The organism is Chamaesiphon sp. OTE_20_metabat_361 (assembly GCF_031364565.1).
In genome coordinates this window covers 1-2,441 of sequence record NZ_JANLWO010000533.1, presented here as the reverse complement: position 1 = coordinate 2,441, position 2,441 = coordinate 1, and the positions used below count along the sequence as shown (strand labels likewise).

Genomic DNA, 2,441 nt, shown 5'->3' with positions numbered 1-2,441 from the left:
CTCAAACCCTCCCTCCTGCTTTCTTATCTCCCACCTCCCAACTCCCAACTCCCATCTCCCATCTCCCATCCCCCACATCCCATCTCCCATCTCCCATCTCCCATCTCCCACCTCCCAACTCCCATCTCCCATCTCCCAACTCATATACCGTGTCCAATTCCGTCTTCGACTCCGAACACCTGCTATTCACGCCAGCATCGCCAGCACGAGATGCAATTCCGACGATCTTTGCTTTTCCGAATACATATACAGTCGGCATCACTAGCTTGGGGTATCAGGTGGTGTGGGCGACTTTAGCCATGCGATCGGATGTGGATATTTATCGGTTATTTACAGATGTCCGCGAGTCCTTACCGCGATCGCCCGAACTGGTCGGATTTTCGCTATCTTGGGAATTAGATTATGTCAATATTCTCAATTTATTAGAGTTATTAGAAATACCACTACGGAGTAGCGATCGCGGCGATAACGATCCCTTAATATTCGGCGGGGGGCCAGTTCTTAGCGCTAATCCCGAACCATTTGCGGATTTCTTTGATGTTGTTTTAGTCGGTGATGGGGAAGATTTATTAGGTAACTTTATCACTGCTTATCAAGAAGTTCGCACAGCAGATCGAATCACCAAGCTCAAGCATTTAGCGCAAGTACCCGGAATTTATATTCCTAGTTTATATCGGGTTGAATATGCTGAAAATTTAATTACTAGTATTTTGCCGATCGATAGTAATATCCCCACAACTATTACCAAACAAACCTATCGTGGCAATACCCTTTCTGCCTCCAGCGTCGTCACTGAGAAAGCCGCCTGGGAAAGTATTTTTATGGTCGAAGTCGTCCGCAGTTGCCCCGAAATGTGTCGGTTTTGTTTGGCAAGCTACCTAACTCTACCTTTTCGCGTTGCCAGTGTCGAAGAATCCCTAATTCCCGCGATCGATAATGGCTTACAAGTCACCAATCGCTTGGGCTTACTCGGCGCATCTGTGACACAACATCCAGAGTTCCCCGCATTACTAGAACATCTCGCTCAACCTAAGTATGATGATGTCCGCTTGAGTGTATCCTCAGTCCGCACCAATACCGTCACCGTGCGACTAGCTGAAATCTTATCCCAACGCGATAGTAAATCACTCACGATCGCCGTTGAAAGCGGTTCGGAAAAAATCAGAAAGATTGTCAATAAAAAGCTCGAAACCGATGAAATATTTCAAGCTGCGGCTAATGCAAAAGCCGGAGGCTTGAAAGGGTTAAAGCTATATGGAATGGCGGGAATTCCAGGTGAAGAAAATAGTGATATCAATGAGACGGTGACAATGTTGCGATCGCTCAAAAAAGCTGTCCCCGGCTTACGCCTAACCTTTGGGTGCAGTACTTTCGTGCCCAAAGCACACACGCCATTTCAATGGTTTGGAGTGAATAAAGAAGCCGATAAGAGATTGAAATTACTCCAAAAACAACTGACCCCGAACGGGATCGAATTTCGTCCTGAAAGTTATAATTGGTCGGTAATTCAAGCGATAATTTCTAGAGGCGATCGCAGGTTATCTCAGCTACTCGAACTTACCCGCAATTACGGGGATTCGATCGGGAGTTTTCGCCGTGCATTTAAGGAACTACGAGGGCAGGTTCCAGAGCTGGATTTCTACGTCCATCAAACTTGGGAGATCGATCGAGTCTTACCGTGGAGTCATATTATTGGGCCATTACCACAACCGACTCTAATTAAACATTTAGAATCAGCAACATCACAATTCTCTACCCCCAAAACTGTTGTAAGTATTTAGCCCCATGACGATGAATGATTGCGGTTAAACCACTATAACTATTAATTTGTAGGGTGGGCAATGCCCACCAACACCATTTTCGATTTAACAAAACATTTGGGTATTTAATGTCGATCGATTCGTGAAGAGATTACTCGTTCGCGTAGCGTACCGTAGGTAATCGAATCAAACAGTTGAAATTCTTTTTGCTACGGCTCTAAATGGTCTGTGGGCAATGCCCACCCTACGTTTTTTCTACTCTGCACAATTCTCTAATTTAGACTATTCTTATGTTGAGATATGATGGACTATACGTTTCAGAAAAAATTAGTCACCCAACACCTGATTATTCTTACTGTTACTATCTCCGGTTTTATAAAGATGCCAGTTTAATTTTGAGATCGCATAGTCATTTTAACAACCACAAAAAAGCAACAAATTACTCTTTTATTAATTTAGATTTAGATTAATTCATAGGGTGGGCAGGATAATAGATGGTAAGGTGGACACTGACCACTATATAGGTTTCAGACTTATTACCATTAATGAAAACTCAGGGTAGGGGCAATTCATGAATTGCCCCTACCCTGAATCAACGATCGATTAAATCTAATAACTATCCGTAGGATTTACCAACTTAAGTAACTTCTGCTTGATCTGGTTGTCGAATACTTCCCACTT

Annotated in this window: 1 protein-coding gene; it reads left to right on the top strand. The window is 43.6% G+C overall.

The window, feature by feature from the left end:
• The first annotated feature begins 149 nt into the window (after positions 1 to 149).
• The gene (locus RMO35_RS15350) at positions 150 to 1,781 is read left to right on the top strand and encodes a radical SAM protein (RefSeq protein WP_309742198.1); all 1,632 of its coding nucleotides are present in this window, start codon (positions 150 to 152) and stop codon (positions 1,779 to 1,781) included.
• Positions 1,782 to 2,441: the final 660 nt, after the last annotated feature.